The sequence below is a fragment of the Candidatus Pantoea symbiotica genome, from assembly GCF_056491525.1.
The window spans coordinates 360,988-383,552 of record NZ_JBSZHR010000003.1; the positions used below are offsets into that span (position 1 = coordinate 360,988).

Consider the following 22,565-nt stretch of genomic DNA (forward strand, 5'->3'; position numbering starts at 1 on the left):
GTTGTTCTGACTCAATGACCCAGGATTCTGCCATGTCTTCACCGTTACCCATTCTCGATGATTTACTGGCGCAGCAGGCGCTGAACGGCGCGATTGCGCTGGCATTCGACAACCAACTATTTGATTTCCTCAACCTTCCCGCCAATGCCGCGCAGGTAGCTGAGCATTGCGGCTGGCGAACCGCGCCGGTTGAACATCTGCTCAGGCTGTTGTGGAGCAGTGAACTGCTTTCGCGTGAAGGAGAAAACTATTTTGTCGCATCTGATGCACGTCAATACTTGTGCCGCGCAGGCGAGCGCTATATCGGCGCTGCGTGGCGCTATCGTCATCAAACATTGCAGCAGTTTGTTACGCGTCTGCCGCAGTTATTGCAGCAAGCCGCGCCCGGCTGGCAGGATCCGCTGCAAATCGATACCGCCTGGGCCGATGCCGCGCTGCACCAAATTGCGCAGGAGCAACGCGCGCTCAGCGCCGATACCGCCTGCGCGATTGCGGATAAATTGGCCGATTTTCAGCGTCCGGCGCTGTTGCTGGATATGGGCGGCGGGCCGGGATTGATCGCCATCGCACTGGCGCAGCGTTTTCCCCATCTTTCAGCGGTGGTGCTCGATTTGCCGCAAACCGCCACTGTGGCACAGCGCAATATCGAAAGAGCCGGATTAACCGATCGCTGTTGCGCGCTGGCACAGTTCTCGGAAAATCGACAGGTTGATATTATCTGGTGTTCTTCGTTTCTCTATTTCATCGAGGATAGAGAAGCGATGCTCAGGAAATGGTTTGAACAGCTCAGGCCGGGCGGATTATTGATCAGCGCGCATGCTGAAGTGCCCTGCAACCCAGCCGACGCGCGCCGCATCTTGCCGTTCTTCACGCCATTGATGATGCGTGGTTACAGTGTCACGCAAGAGGGCGAATTGGCACTTCAGTTACAACAAGTGGGATTTGTGCTTGAACAGCAACAGCGGCTGCAACCGTTCCCAATGTCACCGCTTTATGTACTGCTGGCGCGCAAGCCTAAAACGTCAGACTAAAGCTGTCATCGAGCAGCGCGAGAATCTCGCTATCCGGCAAGCCGTTCTCCAGCGTGATGCTCAGCCAATGCTCTTTATTCATGTGGTAAGCCGGATAAACGCCGGGCAGCTGGCGCAGCGATCCAATGAGTTCAGGACGCGCTTTGATGTTCATCACATCGATAACCGGCCCATCCGGCAAACCGAGTTTGTGACTCTCCAGCGGGAATACCAATGCAAACCACTTACGGTGCCGCGGATGACGCAGCACCGCATATTCACTGTGCTTTTTCCACGGATAATCGGGTTCTACCTGATAGTGCTGATTAATGTAGTCGAACAGCTGCTGGCGTTGCATGCATCCTCCGTGGTGAATCGCGCCTAAATAAAGCACGTGCGAAGCCACAATAGTAATCAGTTAAGGCTACACTGCGTATTGATTTTTTGCGCTAAATCAGCGCCCTTAGACCAGGGAAGTAAGTGATGTTTCATCTGATTTTCAGCATACCGAGCTGGTATGTGATCGCACGATTTTTGTTCCCGCTAGCCATGCCATTGCTGTTAAAAATCATTCTGTCTTTACTGGTGTTGCTGGCTTCGCAGTATCTGTTGGTGAGCCGTTTTACCTCTGGCAGCATGTTCTCACCAGAAATGCCGCGCGCGATTGTCATCCTGTTCAACTGGGGTTTCAGCGCCGTACTGTTTCTCGCGCTGACACAGTTTGTGATAGATGTTGTGGCGCTGGTTTCGCTGTTGTTCCGTCATCCGTTTGAAATCGTGCCGGCAGTGCGTTATGTGGCGGCGGCCTTTGCTTTGATTCTTGCCACGGTTGGCGTTTATCAGGCTATCCGCGTGCCGCCGATCAAAGATGTGACCATTGAGATTGACAACCTTCCGCGCGAATTCGAAGGCTATCAACTGTTGCAGTTGACCGATATGCACATCACCAAACTCTTCAATGAAAAATGGACGCGCGCGCTGGTGCAAAAAGCCATGACGCTGGATGTCGATCTGATTTTGGTAACCGGCGATGTGATTGACGGCACGCTGCAGAATCGGCGCGCGGACGTCGAGCCGCTGCGCGGATTGCATGCCCGCGATGGTGTTTATGCGATTACCGGCAATCACGAATATTTCTTTGAGCAGGAGCGCTGGACCGCGCATCTGGCATCGCTGGGCCTGGAACCGTTACTCAATCGCCATACGGTAATTAAGCGCGATAACGCCGAGTTGGTGATCGCCGGCATGCCGGATACCTCAGCTTCACGACGTGGTGCAGTCGGCCCCGATCTGGAAAAGACGCTGGCCGGTGTGCCGGAAAATGCGCCGGTAATCCTGCTCGATCACCAACCGCGCAACGCGCGGCAAAACGCACTCAAAAACATCGATCTGCAACTCTCCGGCCATACGCACGGCGGCCTAATCATTGGCTTTGACCGACTGTTTGCCAAACCCAACGCCGGCTTCGTCTCCGGGCTGTATCAGGTCGATGGCATGCAACTTTACGTCAACAACGGCACCGCGCTTTGGCCTGGCATGGCGGTACGTTTGGGCCGACCATCGGAGTTGACCCGCATTACGTTGCAGCGCAAACCTTAACGCGTTGTTTAAGGTTGTGGGGTTGTCCGCGAGGCATCCCATAACCTCATCATCTGGGCGATTCCCCGCTCAATTTCGGCGAGAGGAACGTCATCCCGCGCCAGCGTCGAGATTCCCAGCATAAAACTGTTGAAGCTCAACGCCAGGGAAAGCGTCTCCTCATCACCCCGCAATTCACCGCTGCTGATCCCTCTTTCAACGCAATCCTTGATCCCTTCACGGGTGCGCATGCGCGATGCTTCAAGCGGTTTTAACACGTGGCGGTTTTCATCGGAGCAGGAAGACATCACGCTCAGCGCAACCATACATCCGCGTGGATGTGAAGGATCGTACTGCATTCTGGCGGAGTTGAGCAGCGCAGTTTCCAGCGCCTGGCGGGCGGGCACGCTGGTATCCCACAAGGCTTCCGTGACCTGCGCATGGGTTTGCAAATAACAGTTCACGGCTTCAGCAAAGAGTGCCTCTTTCGATCCAAACGCGGCATAGAAGCTTGGCGCGGTTATGCCGTTGCCTATTGAGGCTTTGAGCTGCGCCAGAGAGGTTGATTCATAGCCGTTTTCCCAGAAAAGGTGCATCGCTTTGATTACCGCTTCATCCCGGTCAAATTGTCTTGGTCTGCCTGTTCTCATCATCACATCCTCCGCTATTTATACTAATCGATACAGAATTCATTGACAACGCACAGCTTGCCTCCGCAATATAAATACCGATCGATACATATATCCATGGTGCTTTACGAAGCTGTTGCAAATCACAAGCAGGTTAAATAATGAATTCACAATTAAATAATGAAGAAGCCCAACAGCTGCCGGTACTGGCGCTTTTGGCGCTCGCAATGGCCGGTTTTATCTGCATTTTGACCGAAACCATACCCGCTGGTTTGCTGCCACAAATCAGTCAGGGACTCAATATTTCACCCTCGCTGGCCGGACAATGGGTTACCGCCTATGCAGCCGGTTCACTGCTGGCCGCGATTCCGCTGACATTGCTGACCCGAAGCTGGTCGCGCCGGGCTGTGCTGTTGAGCACCGTGTGCGGATTTCTGCTGTTTAACACCCTCACCGCCGTCTCTTCTGACGTCGTCATCATTTTAATAGCGCGATTTTTTGCTGGGGCTTCAGCAGGTTTAGCGTGGAGTCTGATTGCAGGCTATGCGCGGAGAATGGTGGTTCCATCGCTACAGGGACGCGCGTTGGCGCTCGCCATGGTGGGCACGCCAATCGCCCTTTCGCTCGGTGTTCCAGCCGGAACATGGATGGGATCATTGCTGGGATGGCGTCTGACTTTTGCTGCTATGTCCGGACTTTCTATCATTCTTATTGGCTGGATTTTGCTGGCTGTGCCGAACTATCCCGGCCAATCTGCCACGCAAAAAATGCCGCTCGGCGCAGTATTACGACTCCCCGGCGTATGTGCCGTGCTCGGCGTGGTGCTGACCTGGATGCTGGCCCATAACATTCTCTATACCTACATCGCGCCGTTCATTGCTTCAGCCGGTCTGGCGCATCGCGTGGATGTAGTGCTGCTGATCTTTGGCATTGCGGCATTGGGCGGAATATTCATTACCGGCAAGATCATTGATACCCATCTGCGCAAGGCTGTGCTGCTATCACTCTCCATCTTTGCTGCGGTGTCGGTGATTTTTGGTCTGAGTACGCCAATACCCGCCGTGATCTATGCGGGAATTGCCGTTTGGGGACTCACCTTCGGCGGTGCCGCGACGCTGCTGCAAACGGCGCTGGCAGATGCCGCCGGTGAATATGCCGATGTTGCGCTCTCCATGAATGTCGTCACCTGGAACAGCGCTATCGCCCTCGGCGGTTTGACGGGCGGAATGTTGCTTAAACATGTCGGCTCCCAATCTTTTCCGTGGGCGATTCTGCTATTGATGTTGGTCGCGTTAGGGATTGCATTGCGTGCTAAACAGGGTTTCCCGGCTGAGAACAGCCGGGCGAAAACCACACTCAGCCCGGCCAGCGAGACTGACGGATAACGCTACAGAAATTGAGCGGTGAGAAATCCGGCTGTTTATCCTTAATCACATCGGCTTTCACATTGCCAAAAGTGGTGTCCGGTTTATGCCGGATGCCATCATAAAAGGCCTGAATAATCTCCTCCTTGAACGCCGCCGGGCGCGGATAGTTTGCTGTCACGCCACCAATCTCCTCTTCAGTAAACTTCTCAAAGCCGATGCCCAGCACGTCCATCTCCACGCCAGCGGTTACCAGCGCGATCTCTGGCGCCATAAACTCTGGGATTCCCGGCGTGGTATGCAGCGCAATCGCGGTCCACACCTTGTCGATATCGCTTTGCGCGATGCCGTAGCCCTGCAGAAATTCCCGCGCGGCATTGGCACCATCCACTTCGAAACGCTTATCGCAGCTGCAGTGTTCGTGCGCCAGACCAATGTCATGGAACATGCAGCCGATATACAGCAGCTCGCGATCTACGTTAAGTCCACGCTGCTGTCCCGCCAGTGCGCCCCAGTAATAGACGCGGCTGGAGTGGTTAAACAGCAACGCTGATTCGGTATCGCGCACAAACTCTGTCGCCTCGCGCGCCATTTTGCTGTCCGGGATGTGGATGCCAGTGATGTTCAAACTCATTTTCTCTCTCCGGTTGGTTGTCTTTTTCCACCATAAAGCGCAGGCTAAAAGTCTTAAAGTGACTATTACAGACGATTAAAGACATTGTGATGTTTTGCGACATGAGGAATTGAATGCGTCATGAAATAGCGATTCTGGCGGTGCCGGGCGTGCAGCTACTCGACGTTTGCGGCCCGCTGGATGTGTTTGCCGAAGCCAACCGTCTGCTGCAGCGGCAGATTTATACGCCACGCATTATTGCGGTTAATGGCGGCGAAATTCATGCATCATCCGGCGTGCGCCTTAGCGCAGATTTGCTGCTGGCTGAAACGCAGAACTATGCGCCGCATACCTTTCTAATCGCGGGCGCGCCGGGCATAGAAGATTTTGCTGCCGATGAAACCCTGCTGCATGCGCTGAGCGGTTTATGCCAGCGCAGCCAGCGTTTTGGCTCGGTGTGCAGCGGCGCGCTGCTGCTGGCGCGTACCGGATTGCTGGCCGGTAAACGCGTGACCACGCATTGGGAAAGCGCAGCTTTGCTGGCTTTGCGCTTTCCAGATGTAACCGTAGATGCCGATGCGTTATGTGTGGCAGATGGGCGCGTGCGCACCGCTGCGGGCGTTACGTCCGGGCTGGATTTAGCGCTGCGTCTGGTGGAAGAAGATCTTGGACGTGAAGTTGCGATTGAGATCGCTGCGCATCTGGTGATGTTTTTCCGTCGTCCAGTCAATCAGACGCATTTTATGCGCAGCAACAGCGCGTCGTTGAGCGGCCGTTCGGTGTTGCAGGAATTACAGCGTTGGGTGATTGCGCATCTGGCGGATATCAAAACCGTGGCGATGATGGCAGAACATATGGCGATCAGTGAAAGGCATCTGACACGCCTGTTCCGCAATGAGTTGGGAATGACGCCGGGACAATGGCTGGAGCGTGAGCGCGTGGCCAAAGCGAAACAGCTGCTGGAGCAGAAATCGCTGCCGGCAAAAACGCTGGCATTAGAGTGCGGATTTTCCGGCGCTGACGTGATGCGGCGGGTGTTCAGCCGGGTAACCGGCATTACACCCGCCGCATACCGAAAAATAACGCGTTTGTCGTAGGGTCGCCATTCATGGCGACCAGGTGCACATCCTACGCTTTCGCAAACGCCAGCAAATCAGGGTTAATCAGCTCAGGATGCGTCGCAAACATGCCGTGCGACAAACCTGGATAGGTTTTCAGCGTGCCATGCTTAAGCAGCTTAATCGCCTTATGCGCCGAATCATCAATCGGCACTACCTGATCGTCTTCCCCGTGCAGCACCAGCACCGGCACCGTGATCGCTTTCAAATCCTCGGTAAAATCAGTTTCCGAGAAGGCCGTAATACAGTCGTATTGCGCCTTCGCGCCACCCGCCATGCCCTGACGCCACCAGTTATCGATCAAGCCCCGACTAACTTTCGCACCCGGACGATTGAAGCCATAAAACGGACCCGCAGGCACATCGATGAAGAACTGCGCGCGGTTGGCTGCCAGCGCCGAGCGGAAACCGTCAAACACCGATTTCGGCAAACCTTCCGGATTGGCGGCGGTTTGCAGCATGATTGGCGGCACTGCGCCCATCAACACCGCCTTCGCCACGCGGCCTGGCTCAGCGTGTGCTACATAACGCGCCACTTCACCGCCACCGGTTGAGTGACCGATATGGATAGCGTTGCGCAGGTCCAGCGCTTTAGCCAGTTCTGCCACGTCGGCGGCGTAAGTGTTCATATCATTGCCGCTATCGGTCTGATCGGAACGGCCATGACCGCGACGGTCGTGGGCGATAACGCGATAACCTTGCGCCAGGAAGAACAACATTTGGTTGTCCCAGTCATCGGCGCTTAACGGCCAGCCGTGATGAAACACCACCGGTTGGGCATTTTTCGGGCCCCAGTCTTTGTAGAAAATGCGGGTGCCGTCTTGAGTAGTAATGATGCCGTTGCTCATGAGAATGTCCTCTGTATGTGATTGTTTGCGTTCGATGGGCTTATTGTCATGGAAAGCGGCAGCGGCTAATATTGTCAAATATGACACATTAAGGGCTGTAAGTGACAAATCATGAAAATTGCTGAAGACAACGTTGTGGCGGAGATTGGCCTGGTGATCTATCCCGATTGCCAGCTTGCGGCGATTTATGGCTTAACCGATATGTTCAGGATTGCTGCGGAATGGGCGGAAGCGATTTCCGGAGAGGCGAGCAAACGGACGATCCGGGTGTCGCATTGGCAGATCGATGCGCAGAGCGACAAAATGGCCTGTGTCTGGGATAGCCATCCCGATACGCCACATCGTTTGAGCCACGTGATTGCGCCGCCAAGCCTGGTGCAACCGGCAAAAATGGTGCCAATGAAGGTGCCCGCCAACTGGATGAGCGCGCTTTATGATCAAGGCGTAACGCTCTGTTCGGTTTGCGCCGGTGCTTTTGTGCTGGCAGAAACCGGACTGATCGATCACCGTCGCGCCACTACGCACTGGGCCTTTGCGCAAGCATTGTCGGAGCGTTTTCCTGCGGTGAATGTCGCGGTGGAAAATATGGTGATCGACGACGGCGATATTATTACCGCTGGCGGCATTCTGGCGTGGACCGATTTGGGTTTAACGCTGATTGAAAAAGTGCTTGGCACCGGCACCATGCTGGCGACTTCGCGCTTTTTGTTGATCGATCCGCCGCGCCGCGAGCAAAGCACCTACTCCGCGTTTATCCCCAATTTCGATCACGGCGACAGCCTGATTCTGCGCGCACAACATCATCTGCACGCTCATTTTGCTGAACAGCACAGCATTGAGAGCATGTCAGCGCTGGCGAGCATGACGCCACGTACCTTTCTGCGCCACTTCCAGAAAGCGACCGGCCTGCGGCCAACGGATTATGTGCAGCAGGTACGCATTATGAAAGCGCGTGACGCGCTGGAACTCAGCAATCGTTCGGTTGATCAGATCGCCTGGGAAATCGGCTACGGCGATCCTTCTGCCTTCCGCAAAATATTCCGCAAACTCACCGGCGTTACACCCGGCCAGTATCGGCAGCGGTTTGGCACCACCCAGAGCGATTAACCGCAGGCAAAGTGCTGTTTTCCTGCCATGATTATGATCGTTTCCTTCCCATTGAATCGATGAGAATTCATATGCCACTGCGTTCGCTTCAGGCTTTGTGTCTGGTTAACTTTTTTATGGCTGACGTTCGGGACGGGCTCGGCCCCTTCCTCGGCATCTTTCTCACCGAACGTCACTGGAATGCGGGCGATATCGGCTGGGTGATGACCGCCGGTGGCCTCGCCGGGCTTGTCGCTACGCTTCCGGCCGGCCTGGCAACTGACGCTACGCGCCATAAACGATCGCTGCTGCTTGCCGGTTCAATGCTGATCACTTGCGCCACTTTGCTGCTCTGGTATTTCGATCAAGCCTGGATCACCGTTTTGTCGCAGATTGTCACTGACCTCTCAGCGGCGCTCATTGCGCCTGTACTGACCGGCATTACTCTGGGTTTAACCGGCCCGGACGGTTTTGGTCAGCAAATGGGGAAAAATGAAGCCTTCAATCATGGCGGAAACATGACCGCTGCCATCATTGCTGGCGCTGCGGTGTGGTACTGGGGAACCGGCGCGGTGTTTGTGCTGATGACAACCATGGCGCTGTGTGCTGCGCTGGCTGTGCTGTTCATTCGCAGTGAAGAGATTGATGACGTTGCCGCGCGCGGTATGACAAGCGCTTCATCCGGCGATACCCTTCCGCGCCTCAGTCATGTTGTTCGCCACCCGGCGTTGATCATTACCGCGTTAACCCTGCTGCTGTTTCATCTGGGCAACGCAGCGCTGTTGCCGATGTTAAGTTTGCGCGTTGCCTCAGCGCACAGTGCTGAAATCAGCCCTGGACTTTACGCGGCCGCAACGGTGGTGATTTCTCAGTGCGTCATGATCCCGATGGCGCTCTATGCCGCACGCCATGCCTCGCGTTTCGGGTATACAAAGTTAATCACTTTGGCACTGTTGGTGTTACCGGTGCGTGCGCTGATTGCCTCCCTGTTTGACAGCACGTTTTCGATGGTTCCGGTGCAGATACTGGATGGGATGGCGGCAGGTCTGCTCGGCGTGGCGATCCCCGGCTACATTGTCAAAATCTTGCAAGGGAGCGGACATACCAACGCGGGACAGGGTTTTATCATGCTGATGCAGGGGATCGGCGCGGCAATGAGCCCAGCGCTGGCTGGAAATATTGCGGCTGCCTACTCCTATCATGTGACCTTTGCCGTGTTAGGCGTGATCGCCTGCGCAGCGCTGATGACATGGTGGATGGGCAGCCGACTATCGAATAAATCAGCCGTTCATACTTAGCTCAGTTGGAACCGGCCAACCGTGTTCGCCAGTTGCGAGGCCTGATCTTCCAGCGAACTGGCGGCGGCAGACATCTCCTGCACCAGCGCGGCGTTCTGCTGCGTGGTGCTGTCCATCTCGTTCACCGCGATGGTCACCTGGCTAATGCCGCGCGCCTGCTCATCGGACGCAATCACAATTTCACCGATGATGGTGCGCACTGAATTCACCGCCTGCGTCATCTCCTGCATGGTTCTGCCGGCATCCTGCACCAGCTGCACGCCGCTGCCGACGCGCTGCGTAGATTCCTCAATCAGCGCACCGATATCTTTCACCGCATTGGCGCTGCGCTGGGCCAGATTACGCACTTCCGACGCCACCACAGCAAAGCCGCGCCCTTGTTCCCCGGCACGCGCCGCTTCTACTGCGGCGTTAAGCGCCAGAATATTGGTCTGGAAGGCGATGCTGTTGATGATGGCGGTGATGTCACCAATCTTCTTCGCGCTATCGTCGATCTGCGCCATGGTTTGCACCACTTCGCCCACCAGCGTTTCACCGCGGCTGGCGATATGCGTGGCATTGTCGGTCAACGTTGTTGCCTGATGCGCGTTGGTGGCGTTGTGTTTCACCGTGGCGGTGATCTGCTCCATGCTGGCAGCCGTTTGCTCCAGCGCGGCGGCTTGCTGCTCGGTACGCGAGGCAAGATTGAGGTTGCCGCTGGCGATTTCCCCCGCGCCCTGACGCACCGACGAACTGGCATCCTGAATCTGTCCCACGATATCGCGCAGTTGGTTTTGCATGGTATGCAGCGCGTAGAACAAGCTGCTGTTATCTCGCCCTTTCAGCGTGATGACGTTATCAAGTTTGCCATCAGCGACGGCCAGCGCGATAGTTGCAGCTTCCAGCGGTTCGCCACCAATCGGCTTCAGCACCTTGCGGCTGAACAGCATGCCAAGCAGCGTACACACCACCAGAATGCTGATGATCATCAGGATCACCGCGTTGATCAGTTGACGATGTGCGGCAGCCATCACCTGGCTGACCGGCGCAACCACGCCGAGATACCATTTCTGATCGCTGTTACCAATTACCACCGGCTGCCACGTCACCAACACATCTTCACCCAGCAACGCATCATGATGCTCCATCACGCTGCTGCTGAAATTGTTGGTATCGCCTTTCCACGGCTTGCTGGTCTGGCTTTTATCCGGATAAGAAACCACATTGCCCGCGCTGGAGAGCAACATTGCATAGCCGCTGCCTTCCCACGGTTTGATTTTGTTGACCTTCTCCTGCAGCGACGCCAGTGAAATGTCGGACGTCACTACGCCCCACAATTTGCCCTGGCTGACAATCGGTGCAGCCACCGAGGTCAGCAGCGTCGGCACACCGTTGTAAGCGTAGCTGTATGGCTCGATCAGCATGTCTTTCTGGCTTTTTTGCGGCAGTAGATAGTAATCGCCCTGACCCGGCGTGAAGATTGAGGTCAGCGGATGCATGTTGAATTTGCCGGCTTGATCGCGATCGACAAAGAACGCGTAACGACCTTTCGGTGCCGCATTGGGTTGGGTGGCAAACTCCGCGTCGCGTCCGTCGAAGGCGTTCTCTTCGAAGATCACCGAGATCGACAGATAATCGGGATTATCACGCAGCGCCGATTCCATCAACTTATCGGCGACTTTACGATCCTGAATCCCTGCCGCTGGCAACGCGATTAGGCTGTGTCCAAGGTTGTGCGCCACATCGCGCGCATAGCTGAGTTGATGCTGAATTTGCAGCGCCTGGCTTTGCGCTATCTGCTGCAGGTAGTTTTCAGCCAGCGACTTTTGTTCATTACTGGATTGCCAGCTAAGCACGCCGATGGTCACGGCAAAGCCGAGCGTGATGGTTAAGGCGCCCGTCAGCAGCATCTGTGTGCGGGTGCTCATTTTTTTCTTAGGTGATGCGTGTTTGGCCATTATGGCGCTCCTGGAGTTGACACTTTTCGGTAATCAGAACCACTCCCTGTGCGCGTACATCCCTTTGAACACTCTATCGGCGCGCGGCGAGGGAACTTGATGGCGATACACTAAACTCCGTAGGGTCGCCATTCATGGCGACCGGCTTTAGGTCAGCGCCCGCTCCCTTCTGGTCATTGAGCCGATTAGAGGCTATTATTCAGCTCACTACATGAGCCGAATATCAATCCTATTCAGCTCATGCAATTCAGGAGTGAGCTTATGATGTGGATTTGGCAACAGCCCGATTGGCCGCAGTTTCGCTGGCAGGATGAAAAATTACTTCCGCGCCTGCGCCAGTTGCAGCAGCAGCGCGGCGTGTTGCTGGGCCGTGCCAGCGTGCAAGATAACAGCGAGCAACAAACGCTGGATACGCTGCTCAGCAATATCCTCTCTTCCTCAGCGATTGAAGATGAGCGCGTCAACGCGCAGTCGGTGAGATCTTCGCTTGCCCGCCGTTTAGGCGTTTCGCTCGATCAGCCTTACCCGGTTTCCGAACGTTCAGAGGGTTTGGCAACCATGATGCTGGATGCCATAACGCAACGCGATCAGGAATTGACGTTGGCGCGTTTATGTCAGTGGCATCGCTGGCTGTTTCCCGAAAGTGAATGGACCATCAAGCGGCTGAATGTGGGCACGCTGCGCGGCGATGAGCCAATGCAGGTGGTTTCAGGCCGTATCGATCGCCCAACGGTACATTTTGAGGCGCCGCCACGCGCTGGGCTGGAAGCACAGCTGGAGGAATTTATCGCCTGGTTTAATCACAGCCGCGAGGATCCGCTGCTCGATCCGCTGTTGCGCGCCGCGTTGTGCCACTTGTGGTTCGTTACGCTGCACCCGTTTGATGACGGTAATGGACGTATCACTCGCGCCCTCACCGATTTGGCGCTGGCGCAGGCTGATAGCCAGAGCATCCGTTTGTATGCCATGTCCGCATCGATTCTGGCACGTCGCGCGGATTATTACCGCATTCTGCAGGAGACGCAGCGCGGTGCAATGGACGTAACCGATTGGTTGCTGTGGTTTTGTGATGTGCTGAATGACAGTCTTGAACAGGCACTGGAAACCGTCACACGCACGCAAAATAAAGCGCGCTTCTGGTTGATGCATAACGCGGCCGAGTTGAGTGCGGAACAAACCCGCGTGCTGAATCGCTTACTGGATGGCGGAGAACAGGGATTTAGTGAAGGCATCAGCGCAGGTCAGTATCAAAAAGTGGCGAAAGTGAGTAAAGCCACGGCTACGCGACATCTGACTGAATTGCTGGCGAAAGGGTGTCTGGATAAATTACCGGGCGGCGGGCGTAGTACACGGTATCAAATTAAACTTTGATGTGTAACCAGGTGCGCATAAATGCGCACCCTACAAAACCTCTTACGCTGCTTTAACCGCGCGAACTTTCTTTTCCGGCGCTGGAGCTTCGGTTTCCGCAGAAGCTTCAGGCGCTGCCTCAACCTCTTCTTCCTTTACGATATCCGGCAACTTGCTGGTGCGCAGAATATGCTGCACCGCATCTTTCTGTTCAGCCAACAGCAGACCCAATGCTTCGGCCTGCGCTTCACCCAGTTCTGGCTGATGCTGCTGCAGCCAATCGGTGAAGGCGTCTGCCATATCAAGCATTTTGTCCCAGGCATCCGCGTCTTTTTTATTGGCAAACGTCATCTTTTCTTCACCCTTTCTGACTACAACATATTTGGTTTCGACTGCCATGATGCACCTCGGTTAACTGTATTTATATACAGTATATTCTGATCAAACTTTTCCAGGCAATGACTTTCTGCCCTTAAGCCAGTAATTCTTCCAGGAACAGCGCCAACGCTTTGCGCGGATCGTCCTCTTCCGAGACGATCATCTCAATGCCCCACTGCCCCAACACCTCTTTCGCCACCGGATTATTACGGTTAGTGAACAGGTACGATTTGGGACGAGCAGTGGCCAATCCGGTGCGGCCCCACATTTTTGTCAGGCGGTAGAATAACAGACGGATGTTGAAATCACTGATGCTGTAGCCCACAAACAACACCGAGTTGCCCATCACGTCGTGCGTGAGTTTGATATCCAGCGGCGAATCAAAATAGAGGCGTTCAAAGTAGCTGCTTTCATCCAGCACGATGGAGGTATCGTCGTCGAAATCACCATGTAGCTTGATGATATGGCGCTTATCTTCGGTCAACGATACCAAATCTGCTGCGTTCGCCACTTTGCTGTAAGGCACGTTGTGCGCCTCATGCGCCATCTCCAGCCAGCGATCGTAATTGGTGGTATAGATGCGCGAGAAGTTGCCTTGCGTGATCATGGTGTGAATTTCAGAACTGCGCACGTCGATATCCGGACGATGCCATTCACGATCCATCCAGCTGCGCAGCGGTCCCAGCGAGCCTTTACGCTGTTTGTAATACTCCGCCAGCGACAAATGCGTACCGTAGGTGTTGAAGATTTTCGGGTCGTAGCCCAGTTCTTTAGCCAGATGCGCAATCAGCTCATGCCATTCCGGCAGGCCAAGATTGCGCGAAATGCCCGCACCGGCAAACAGGATTAATTTACCGGCATCGTAGGCGCGTTTTAGCTCGGGTTTCATGCCAATCCCCGCGATGTTTTCAAAAAGGTAGCGAAGCGATCCAGTGCCAGGCGACGCATCGAAATCTCATTCTTCAGCTCGCCCATTTCGGCGAAGGTCTGCGTGTGCCCTTCCGGGATAAACACGCAGTCCCACTGAAATTCACGTGGACCGGCCGGCTCGGTGGCGATGGTGCCACGCAGTTCGCCTTCGAACTGATACATTTTTTGCCCGTCACAATAGCCGAGCACGGTTTTCGCCGTGACGCATGGGCTATCGAGACCGTTCACCAGTTTAGTGAAGCGCTCGGCATTCAAGCGGCTCCAGAAGATGCGCGTCAGCCCGGCAGGTAAGCCGTTCAGGCCATCCAGATAGAGCCCGGTGTGTTCGACAAACAGCGGACGACCAATAATCGAGAACGCTTTGGTGAGCTTGTCGCGCACCAGTTCGACCTCATTTTCAGTCTGAATCTCTTCAATACGGCGTGCGATAGGCAGCACTTCGACACCGACCGGCTCAAGGATGGTACGCACCTCGGCCAGCTTTAGCTCGTTGGCAGACAGGAATCGTATTTTCATTGCAATCAGTACGTTGAAAGTGGGTTTAAGCTCGGTAAAAGCCTCTCCGTTGGTAGTTGATTCTAACGTGCATACCGGGAACTGGGTAGGAACAATCAATTATTTAAGTAAACAAAACTATGACTTTCACCAGCCATGAATCTAAAATAATTATGCGCCGCTATTTGAAAAATATGACAAAGAAAAATGAGAACCTCAGATGATCTCTTATTTTAATTCCAGATATTCCATGCTAAGAGATTTGCCCTTCATTTTGCAGGGTGATAATCCAGAGAAAAAATTACGCTTAACGCTGCTCATTGCTGGATTTTCCAGCATCCTGGCGGGTTTTTATATGGTAGCGACTAATTTCATTAGGGGAGAAATTGGTGTTACAGCCTTATATTGCCTGAGCACCGCGATAGGGTTTTATAATGTCGTAGCGGCTTTCAGTAACCGGCTGAACAAACATCTCTACATCATCGTCCATGCTTTGTTACTGATCATAATGCTGCTTTTCCTGCTGGATAATGGTCATGCGGTAGAGAAACACTCCGAGTACAATTATTTGGTGGCGTTAACCGTGGGTTCGGCATTGGTATTGCGCCAGCAAACCACTTACTTAAGTAAAATATTCCCGTTAATCTGCCTGGCGGTTTATCTCTTTTTTATCTCGACTGGATTAACATGGCAACATAGCGCCTTTCAGCTCAATATTCCGCATGAGTCCGGCTTTTATATCGTTAACTGCGCTGTGCCGATGATCGCACTCTTGTTGACGGCATTCACACTGCGTGGCAACTACTCCGAAACCGATTTAATCAAACGCGAACTTTCGCAAGCCATCGAAAAAAATCAGCTGGAACTCTATTACCAGCCACAGGTGGACAACAATAAAAAACTGATCGGATTTGAAGCCTTGCTACGCTGGAAGCATCCCTCTAAAGGCTTTATCTCGCCAGAAGTGTTTATTCCTGTTGCCGAGAAAAGCGGTTTGATAATAGAGATTGGCAAATGGGTGATGGAACGCGCCTTGCAGCAAATCGCCGAATGGGATCGCGGTCAATATCTCGGTGATTTGGCCTTTTCCATTAACATCAGTCCGCTGCAGTTGATACACCGCGATTTCACTCAGGATACCTTGCTAACGCTGTCGCATTATAAAATCCGTCCGGAACGTCTCAAGTTTGAAATTACTGAAACTACCTTTGTCTATGATCAAAAGCGCATTGGCGAGGTGATCAGCCATTTTAGTCAATTGGGTGTTAAATGGGCGATTGATGACTTTGGCGTCGGCTATTCATCGCTTAAGTCGATCAGTGATTTTGCTATTAATGATATTAAGATCGATAAATCGTTAATCATGCAGATTTTTAAAAATGAATCATCGGCGATTGTGGTGCAGAAAACCATCGAGTTATCGCGTGAAATGGGACTGAATGTGCTCGCCGAAGGCATTGAGAGTGAGGAGTATTTCACCTACCTGCGCGATAAAGGCTGTCATCTGTTTCAGGGCTACCATTTCGCCCGTCCGCTGCCGGTTGCAGATGCGCTGGTATGGATTAAAAAAGCGAAAATATAACCCAGCTTTGTAGGGTCGCCATTTATGGTGACCAGGTGCGCATAAATGCGCACCCAACGAAAACCACAACATATATTCGCATGATCGCCATTTATGGCGACCAGGTGCGCATGAATGCGCACCCTACAAAAACCGCGTTATATATTTGTAGGGTCGCCATTCATGGCGACCGTTCCAGCACATACAATTTAAAACAGCAGTTTCGCAAGAGAAAGTCCCGCGCCTAAGGTTACAAACTGGGTTGTCACCATCCATTTGGTTTGTGTGATCATCGCTTTATACAAATCGACCTTTATCGCCGCAACATCCTCCTTAGTGGCGTAATTGGACTTGATCACCGCCACATCGGCTTTTACCGCAGCCACATCCTCCTTAGTCGCATAATTTGACTTGATTACCGCCACATCCGCTTTGACCGCCTCGACATCCTGTTTCGTGGCATAGTTTGACTTAATCACCGCCACGTCAGAGACCAATTCGGTCACATTGTCTTCCAGCCTTTTAACACGCTCTTGCATTCCTTTACCTCCGCTCGGTGGTTGTCCGCCCTGCTTGCGTTTACGTTGACGGCACGCATAATTGATAACACTCTTATTTAACGGTTCAGCTAACATTATTTCACCCCAATCGTTTCCATTTTTGATTGGATAATGCAGGTCGACGGTAGGCCATACAATCAAATTCCCTTTTGCAATGGTAAACGTTAAACACCGCACTCGCCCAAGACCGTGAACATCTTAGCACTGGTTTTTTTCACAAACATTAGTGATTTGAATAAGAAATTTAAAATAATTGTCAAAAAAACAAAGAAGACAATTAATTAACAGAGCCAGTAATAATCCACCTACAAATAAATGTGAGCCAACCTAAAACCCAATGAAATAAAAAAGCTCACAACTATTACATCGTGAGCTTTCTCGCAAAATTAAGCGTATTAGAAAATCACTGATAAACAATCCCTGGCGGATTGACCTGCGAGGTTTCCACCGCCTCTTCCTGTTCGCCCCAACGGGCTAACACTTGTTTGTACTCGCCGCTGGCAATCGCACCATTAATCGCCTGCTGCAGCGCCACATCCAATCCATTGCCTTTTTTAGTGGTCACCGCCACCCATGCGCGGAACGGGCCGTGGCCGACGATTCTGGTTTGCCCGCGCGAAGCAACTTTCCAGGCTGCCATCGCCTGCGGACCAAACGAGGCATCGGCACGCCCGGAAAGCAGTGCCAGCGTGGCTGCCGCATCATCATTGAGGTAGATCGGCTGCACCGGCGCTAAGCCCTGCGCGCGGTTCTTCTCATCCCAGCTGAGTAAAATCCGCTCCTGATTGGTGCCTGATCCGACGATAATGCGCTTACCTGCCACATCTTCGCGGCCTTTTATCGCGGTGATCGCGCTGTTGGTTTTCACCGCAAATGCATGGTTATCCGCACGATAGGTGGCGAAATCGAACTTCTTTTTACGCTCTTCGGTGACGGCAATATTGAACATCGCCACGTCATAACGTCCGGCGGTGATGCCCAGCGGCCAATCTTCCCAGGCAGCTGGCACCAGTTTCAGTTTTAAGCCCAAACTGTCCGCCAGCAAACGTGCAATATCCGGATCGCTGCCAATCAGCGTTTTATTATCCGACGCCCACAACCCGATTGGCGGCGAATTCATCGACGTGGTGGCTACGGTTAAATAGCCCGGATTCACGAAATGAAAACCCGCCGGAATTTTCGCGATAGCCTGTGGATTCGCTGCAATATTGATTGGCGTTTCGTTATTTTTGGCATCCAGCGTTTCTGCTGCGATGGCTGGCGCGCCTAACATCACTGTCAATAACGCCGTAATAATTACTCGTTCCATTAAAGTACCCGTGCCAGAAAACGTTTGGTGCGCTCGTGGCGCGGCTGATTCAATACCTGATGGCTGCTGCCCTGCTCGACGATGCGGCCATCGACCATAAACACCACGTTATCCGCTACTTCACGCGCAAAACCGACTTCGTGTGTAACGATTACCAAGGTGGTGCCGGAACGCGCCAGCTTTTTGATCACATCCAGCACTTCGCCCACCAGCTCGGGATCGAGCGCTGATGTTGGTTCATCAAACAGCATCACACGTGGATTGAGCATCAAGGCTCGCGCAATGGCGATGCGCTGTTGCTGACCGCCCGACAGGTGGCGCGGCCAGGCATCGGCTTTGTGACGCAAACCCACCACATCCAGCAGCTCACCAGCACGATCAATCGCTTCGCGGCGTGACAACTGACGATGCGCAATTGGCGCTTCAATCAGGTTATCCAGCACCGTCAGATGCGGAAACAGATTGAAGTTCTGGAACACGTAGCCAACGTTGATGCGCTGACGCAGAATCGCCTTCTCTTTCAGCTCATACAGCTTATCGCCGCGCTGCTGATAACCGATGTAATCGCCATCGATCTGGATATAGCCTTCATCGACGCGCTCCAGATGATTGATGGTGCGCAGCAGCGTCGATTTACCCGAGCCGGATGGCCCGAGAATCACCGTCACCGATCCCGGTTCCAGCTCCAGCGACACATCATCCAGCGCTTTAAGTTTGCCGAACGACTTGCTCACGCCGGTGATGCTGATGGCGCCAGCGCTATGCAGATTGCGGTAATCAATGGCTTCGGACATGGGAAAGCTCCTCGGTTGCAGGTTTGGCGCTGCGATTACGCCATTGACGCCAGCGCGACGGCTGCGGTTCACGGGTGACACTGCGCGCCAGCCAGCGCTCAACGCTGTGCTGCAGCAGTGACAATACGGTGGTGATGATCAGATACCAGGCCGCACCAACCATCAGCAGCGGAATCACCTGCTGCGTGCGGTTGTAGATCATCTGGATGGTGTAAAACAGTTCCGGCATCGCCAGCACGTATACCATCGAGGTTCCTTTGGCGAGGCTGATGATTTCATTGAAGGTGGTGGGAATAATCGCGCGCAGCGCCTGCGGCAGAATGATGCGGAAGGTGCGACGCGTGGAGGATAATCCCAACGCCGATGCTGCTTCAAACTGCCCATGATCGACACCCAAAAAGCCGCCGCGAATGATTTCGGCGCTATAAGCGCTCTGCACCAGCGTCAAACCAATCACAGCTGCCGGGAACTGGCCGAGCACATTGATGGTCTGGAAGTGGCCCCACGACAGCGCGGTAAACGGAATACCAAGCGACAGCGTGTCGTATAAATACGAGAAGTTGTAGAGGATGATCAGCACCACAATCAGCGGCAGCGAGCGGAACAGCCAGATATAGCCGAACGCCAGCGTACTCAGCAGCCAGGATGACGAGAGGCGCGCCAGCGCCAGCAAACCGCCGAAAATCAGGCTAAGGATGGTGCCAAACAGCGTCAGCAACAGCGTTTGCCCCAAACCGCTGAGGATCACCGGATCAAAAAACCATTTGGCGAACACGCCCCATTCCCAGCGCGGATTAAAGGCAACAGAATCAATCACACTGGCCAGAATAAACAGCGCGACAATCGCGCCGACGGTACGTGCCGGATAACGCGCCGGCACCACGGTTAAACGTTGTGGTTCATTACTCATAACAACTCCTTAGCTGGCCTGCGCCACGCTATGCACATCGATCACTTTCAGGAAGCGCAAGCGTCCATCGTGTGGCGGCTGGCTATAGACTTCCATATCCTCCAGCAGCGCAAACTGCGGCTGATAACCGTGGCCGATATACAACTTCACCGCTTCCGGCTGGCGGAAACCGGTGGTGAGAAACACGCGTTGATAGCCCGCACGCAGCGCGCGACGCTCCAGTTCCTGCAGAATCAGCAGCGCCAATCCCTGACGTCGTAGATCGCTGCGCGTCCAGATGCGTTTAAACTCAGCGGTCACCGCGTCATAAGGTTTGTACGCGCCCATCGCGATGATCTCGCCGTCACGCTCCAGCACGATAAACAGCCCGCGCGGCGGCAAATACCATTCGGTCAGCTCAACCTCTTTTTGGTTGGTAAAGAACGCGCCGTAGCGCGCGGCGTATTCACCAAATAGTCCGGTCAAAATCGGCTGCAGCTCAGGCGCTTCCGGTGACACTTCGCGGAACAGTTGCTCGCTCATGCGGCCTCCTTAATCGCCCAATCCGGCCGGATTGATCTCTGAACTGTCGATACGCTCAACGCCTTCACCCCAACGCTTCAGCACCTTGTCGTAATCGCCGTTTTTGATTACGCCATTCAGCGCGGTGTTGATCGGCTGCACCAGGCCGCCATCTTTCTTCACCGTCACCGCGATGTGCGCCGCTTTCGGCCAGCCACCATCAACACTGCCAACCAAACGCGTCTGCTTAGTCAGCGCCGCTTTCCATGCGCCAATCACGTTCGGACCAAAAAAGGCGTCGGCGCGACCGGACTGCAGCGCCAGCGTTTGTGCCGCATCGTCTTTGGTATATACCGGCGTAAACGGCTTCAATCCTTTGGCCTGATTCTCTTTATCCCAGGCCAGCAGGATCGATTCCTGATTGGTGCCAGAGCCGACGATAATGCGCAGTCCGGCAATATCTTCCGCTTTGGTGATCGCCTTAATTGGGCTGCTGGATTTGACGTAAAAGCCGAGTGAATCTTTGCGATAGGTGGCGAAATCGAAGCGCTCTTTGCGCTCTTTGGTAACAGTCACGTTACTGATCGCCGCATCGTATTTGCCTGAAGCCACGCCCAGCGGCCAGTCTTCCCACGAGGTTGGCACCACGTTGAGTTTCAAACCCAGGCTGTCGGCGACTAAGCGGGCGATATCCACTTCGCTGCCGAGCAGGGTTTTGTTGTCATCACTGAATACGGTTAATGGCGGCGAATTCAGCGCGGCCACCGCCACGGTGAATGAGCCCGGCACGGCGAAGCGATGTCCGGCTGGGATCTGTGCTACTGCGGCAGCATTCTTCGCGGTATTGATCGGCGTTTTGTTGGCTTCAACACTGACGTTCTGACCGTTCACCGCCACATCTTCGGCGAATACAGCGCTGCTCATGCCTAGCAACAGCAGCGCGATAAGGGATTTTTTCTGCATAGCGTTTATTCTCGTGTTTTATTTTTGTGTGTATTGGTTAACCGGATCTTTCAGACCAAAGCTGGCGCGCAGCGTGGTGCCGGGATATTCGCTGCGGGTTAACCCGCGCGCTTGCAGAATCGGTACCACGCGATCGACAAAGCGTTCGAAGGTATCTGGCGTGCCGCCCTGAATGATGAAGCCATCGGTCGCTTCGCTCTCAAACCACAGCTGCAAACCGTCGGCCACCTGCTCTGGCGTACCGTGAAACAGCGGACGCGGCGTGGCGGCTTCCAGCGCTGCCTGACGCAGCGTGTGGCCGTGCTCGCGCGCCTTGCGCTTGATTTCATCGGTGGTGCTGCGGAAGCTGTTTTGACCGATATCGCCGAGTGCCGGGAACGGCTCATCGAGCGGATATTGTGCGAAGTCGTGATGATCAAAGAAGCGACCGAGATAGTTGAGCGCATCTTTGATGGAAACCAGCGCGGCGGTGGTTTGATACTGCTGCTCCACATCTTCTGCACTGTCGCCCACAATCACGCCAACGCCCTGGAAAATGTGCAGATCGCCCGGCTCGCGGCCATTCGCTACCAGCTGTTTTTTCACATCGCGGTAGAATTCCTGCGCTTCTTCGCGCGTCGGCTGATGGGTAAAGATGGCGTCAGCATGTTTAGTGGCCAGCTTGCGGCCATCTTCCGATGCGCCCGCCTGGAACACCACCGGACGACCTTGCGGCGTGCGTTCGATATTCAGCGGTCCTTGCACCTGGAAAAAATCGCCGTGGTGATTCAGCGTGTGCAGCTTCTCGGGATCAAAGAACTGGCCGCTCTGTTTATTACGCACGAAAGCATCGCCTTCCCACGAATCCCACAGCCCTTTCACCACTTGCAGATACTCGTCGGCGATGCGATAGCGCAGCGCGTGTTCTGGGTGCTGCTGGCGCGAGAAGTTCTTCGCCGATCCTTCCAGCGGCGAAGTCACTACGTTCCAGCCTGCACGACCGCCGCTCAGATGATCGAGGCTGGCAAACTGACGTGCCACGGTAAACGGTTCGCTATACGAGGTGGAAACCGTGCCGACCAAACCGAGATGCTCGGTAACGCCCGCCAGCGCCGACAGCAAGGTCAGCGGTTCGAAGCGATTGAGGAAGTGGGGAATCGATTTTTCGTTGATGAATAGGCCATCGGCAACAAACAGGAAATCCAGCTTGCCCGCTTCCGCCTTGCGCGCAATATGTTTGGCGTAATCAAAATTGATGCTGGCATCCGCCAGCGCCGCCGGATGACGCCACGCGGACATATTGCCGGATGCGCCATGCAGAATGGTGCCCAAACGCAGTTGTCTTGCAGTCATAA

Annotated in this window: 23 protein-coding genes; 8 read left to right on the top strand and 15 right to left on the bottom strand. The window is 54.2% G+C overall.

Annotation, left to right across the window (positions count from 1 at the left end; genetic code table 11):
* Positions 1–32: 32 nt before the first annotated feature.
* Positions 33–1,031 (top strand): class I SAM-dependent methyltransferase, encoded by a 999-nt coding sequence (locus ACXIZX_RS22475; protein WP_479405085.1) that lies wholly within the window; start codon positions 33–35, stop codon positions 1,029–1,031.
* Here the strand turns inward: ACXIZX_RS22475 and ACXIZX_RS22480 are convergent.
* Positions 1,015–1,368 (bottom strand): MmcQ/YjbR family DNA-binding protein, encoded by a 354-nt coding sequence (locus tag ACXIZX_RS22480; RefSeq protein ID WP_110866968.1) that lies wholly within the window; start codon positions 1,366–1,368, stop codon positions 1,015–1,017. The two genes, ACXIZX_RS22475 and ACXIZX_RS22480, sit on opposite strands and share 17 nt — an antisense overlap.
* A gap of 125 nt (positions 1,369–1,493) precedes the next feature.
* On the opposite strand from ACXIZX_RS22480, the gene ACXIZX_RS22485 reads away from it, so the two are divergent.
* The gene (locus ACXIZX_RS22485; RefSeq protein WP_479405086.1) at positions 1,494–2,609 is read left to right on the top strand and encodes a metallophosphoesterase; all 1,116 of its coding nucleotides are present in this window, start codon (positions 1,494–1,496) and stop codon (positions 2,607–2,609) included.
* An 8-nt stretch (positions 2,610–2,617) separates the two neighbouring features.
* On the opposite strand, the gene ACXIZX_RS22490 is transcribed toward ACXIZX_RS22485, so the two are convergent.
* Complete coding sequence (locus tag ACXIZX_RS22490) at positions 2,618–3,241, bottom strand: TetR/AcrR family transcriptional regulator (RefSeq protein WP_479405087.1); 624 nt, start codon at positions 3,239–3,241, stop codon at positions 2,618–2,620.
* 137 nt (positions 3,242–3,378) lie between these two features.
* Here ACXIZX_RS22490 and ACXIZX_RS22495 point away from each other — a divergent pair, with 137 nt between their 5' ends.
* A complete protein-coding gene (locus ACXIZX_RS22495) occupies positions 3,379–4,602 on the top strand; it encodes an MFS transporter (protein ID WP_479405088.1) in 1,224 nt (407 codons plus the stop codon).
* Here the strand turns inward: ACXIZX_RS22495 and ACXIZX_RS22500 are convergent.
* Entirely contained in the window at positions 4,574–5,215 is a 642-nt protein-coding gene (locus tag ACXIZX_RS22500; RefSeq protein WP_479405089.1) for an HD domain-containing protein, read from the bottom strand. The two genes, ACXIZX_RS22495 and ACXIZX_RS22500, sit on opposite strands and share 29 nt — an antisense overlap.
* 113 nt (positions 5,216–5,328) lie before the next feature.
* Between ACXIZX_RS22500 and ACXIZX_RS22505 the strand changes: the two genes are divergently transcribed.
* Positions 5,329–6,291 carry a GlxA family transcriptional regulator gene (locus tag ACXIZX_RS22505; protein ID WP_479405090.1) on the top strand — a complete coding sequence of 321 codons (963 nt, stop codon included), beginning with the start codon at positions 5,329–5,331 and terminating at the stop codon, positions 6,289–6,291.
* Between the two features lie 31 nt (positions 6,292–6,322).
* On the opposite strand, the gene ACXIZX_RS22510 is transcribed toward ACXIZX_RS22505, so the two are convergent.
* Entirely contained in the window at positions 6,323–7,159 is an 837-nt protein-coding gene (locus tag ACXIZX_RS22510) for an alpha/beta fold hydrolase (RefSeq protein ID WP_479405091.1), read from the bottom strand.
* A 111-nt stretch (positions 7,160–7,270) separates the two neighbouring features.
* Between ACXIZX_RS22510 and ACXIZX_RS22515 the strand changes: the two genes are divergently transcribed.
* Both ACXIZX_RS22515 and ACXIZX_RS22520 read left to right on the top strand, forming a co-directional pair.
* On the top strand, positions 7,271–8,266 hold the full coding sequence (locus tag ACXIZX_RS22515; RefSeq protein ID WP_479405092.1) for a GlxA family transcriptional regulator: 996 nt from the start codon (positions 7,271–7,273) through the stop codon (positions 8,264–8,266).
* A gap of 71 nt (positions 8,267–8,337) precedes the next feature.
* Positions 8,338–9,543 carry an MFS transporter gene (locus ACXIZX_RS22520; RefSeq protein WP_479405093.1) on the top strand — a complete coding sequence of 402 codons (1,206 nt, stop codon included), beginning with the start codon at positions 8,338–8,340 and terminating at the stop codon, positions 9,541–9,543.
* Here the strand turns inward: ACXIZX_RS22520 and ACXIZX_RS22525 are convergent.
* A complete protein-coding gene (locus ACXIZX_RS22525; protein WP_479405094.1) occupies positions 9,540–11,480 on the bottom strand; it encodes a methyl-accepting chemotaxis protein in 1,941 nt (646 codons plus the stop codon). The genes ACXIZX_RS22520 and ACXIZX_RS22525 overlap by 4 nt on opposite strands.
* 264 nt (positions 11,481–11,744) lie before the next feature.
* Here ACXIZX_RS22525 and ACXIZX_RS22530 point away from each other — a divergent pair, with 264 nt between their 5' ends.
* The gene (locus ACXIZX_RS22530; RefSeq protein WP_479405388.1) at positions 11,745–12,851 is read left to right on the top strand and encodes a Fic family protein; all 1,107 of its coding nucleotides are present in this window, start codon (positions 11,745–11,747) and stop codon (positions 12,849–12,851) included.
* A 42-nt stretch (positions 12,852–12,893) separates the two neighbouring features.
* Here the strand turns inward: ACXIZX_RS22530 and ACXIZX_RS22535 are convergent, their stop codons facing one another.
* From ACXIZX_RS22535 to ACXIZX_RS22545, 3 genes are all read right to left on the bottom strand, one after another.
* Positions 12,894–13,229 carry a YebG family protein gene (locus ACXIZX_RS22535; RefSeq protein WP_179452697.1) on the bottom strand — a complete coding sequence of 112 codons (336 nt, stop codon included), beginning with the start codon at positions 13,227–13,229 and terminating at the stop codon, positions 12,894–12,896.
* 73 nt (positions 13,230–13,302) lie between these two features.
* Complete coding sequence (locus ACXIZX_RS22540) at positions 13,303–14,097, bottom strand: SIR2 family protein (RefSeq protein ID WP_008108794.1); 795 nt, start codon at positions 14,095–14,097, stop codon at positions 13,303–13,305.
* Positions 14,094–14,654, bottom strand: coding sequence for a non-canonical purine NTP pyrophosphatase (locus tag ACXIZX_RS22545; protein ID WP_008108796.1), 561 nt, complete (start codon positions 14,652–14,654; stop codon positions 14,094–14,096). Before ACXIZX_RS22545 ends, ACXIZX_RS22540 begins: the two co-directional genes overlap by 4 nt.
* Positions 14,655–14,853: 199 nt before the next feature.
* Here ACXIZX_RS22545 and ACXIZX_RS22550 point away from each other — a divergent pair, with 199 nt between their 5' ends.
* On the top strand, positions 14,854–16,215 hold the full coding sequence (locus tag ACXIZX_RS22550; RefSeq protein ID WP_479405095.1) for a putative bifunctional diguanylate cyclase/phosphodiesterase: 1,362 nt from the start codon (positions 14,854–14,856) through the stop codon (positions 16,213–16,215).
* A gap of 188 nt (positions 16,216–16,403) precedes the next feature.
* On the opposite strand, the gene ACXIZX_RS22555 is transcribed toward ACXIZX_RS22550, so the two are convergent.
* The 7 genes from ACXIZX_RS22555 to ACXIZX_RS22585 all read right to left on the bottom strand — a co-directional run bounded on the left by ACXIZX_RS22555 (position 16,404) and on the right by ACXIZX_RS22585 (position 22,563).
* Complete coding sequence (locus ACXIZX_RS22555) at positions 16,404–16,829, bottom strand: hypothetical protein (RefSeq protein ID WP_286176355.1); 426 nt, start codon at positions 16,827–16,829, stop codon at positions 16,404–16,406.
* Positions 16,830–17,157: 328 nt separating this feature from the next.
* Positions 17,158–18,063 carry an ABC transporter substrate-binding protein gene (locus ACXIZX_RS22560; protein ID WP_479405096.1) on the bottom strand — a complete coding sequence of 302 codons (906 nt, stop codon included), beginning with the start codon at positions 18,061–18,063 and terminating at the stop codon, positions 17,158–17,160.
* Positions 18,063–18,857 (bottom strand): amino acid ABC transporter ATP-binding protein, encoded by a 795-nt coding sequence (locus tag ACXIZX_RS22565; RefSeq protein ID WP_479405097.1) that lies wholly within the window; start codon positions 18,855–18,857, stop codon positions 18,063–18,065. Before ACXIZX_RS22565 ends, ACXIZX_RS22560 begins: the two co-directional genes overlap by 1 nt.
* Positions 18,841–19,767, bottom strand: coding sequence for an amino acid ABC transporter permease (locus ACXIZX_RS22570; RefSeq protein WP_008108808.1), 927 nt, complete (start codon positions 19,765–19,767; stop codon positions 18,841–18,843). Before ACXIZX_RS22570 ends, ACXIZX_RS22565 begins: the two co-directional genes overlap by 17 nt.
* Positions 19,768–19,776: 9 nt before the next feature.
* A complete protein-coding gene (locus tag ACXIZX_RS22575) occupies positions 19,777–20,289 on the bottom strand; it encodes a GNAT family N-acetyltransferase (RefSeq protein WP_479405098.1) in 513 nt (170 codons plus the stop codon).
* A 9-nt stretch (positions 20,290–20,298) separates the two neighbouring features.
* A complete protein-coding gene (locus ACXIZX_RS22580; protein ID WP_008108813.1) occupies positions 20,299–21,231 on the bottom strand; it encodes an ABC transporter substrate-binding protein in 933 nt (310 codons plus the stop codon).
* Between the two features lie 18 nt (positions 21,232–21,249).
* Complete coding sequence (locus tag ACXIZX_RS22585) at positions 21,250–22,563, bottom strand: LLM class flavin-dependent oxidoreductase (RefSeq protein ID WP_479405099.1); 1,314 nt, start codon at positions 22,561–22,563, stop codon at positions 21,250–21,252.
* Positions 22,564–22,565: the final 2 nt, after the last annotated feature.